The 226-nt window shown below is 45.6% G+C and carries 1 protein-coding gene; it reads left to right on the top strand.

Features of this window, described 5'->3' with window-relative positions:
• A partial coding sequence (locus C6N31_RS47550; RefSeq protein WP_198359779.1) for a C-terminal helicase domain-containing protein occupies window positions 1-226 on the top strand: 226 nt, incomplete at both ends.

Here is a 226-nt window from a genome sequence, read left to right as displayed (position 1 = left end):
AGTGGAGGTCGAACAATTATTTTCACTGAGACTAAGGATTCCGCTTCTGAACTTGCTGAGTTATTGCCTGGAGCACGAGCTTTGCATGGGGACATTCAGCAATCTCAGCGTGAGGTCACACTTAAAGGATTTAGGTCTGGCAAATTCATGACATTAGTGGCCACAAATGTTGCGGCAAGGGGATTGGATATCAATGATGTGCAGTTAATCATCCAGTGTGAGCCTC

This window comes from Streptomyces fildesensis, from assembly GCF_016107395.1.
GTDB classification, from domain to species: domain Bacteria; phylum Actinomycetota; class Actinomycetes; order Streptomycetales; family Streptomycetaceae; genus Actinacidiphila; species Actinacidiphila fildesensis.
This window is presented reverse-complemented; position numbering and strand designations above follow the sequence as displayed.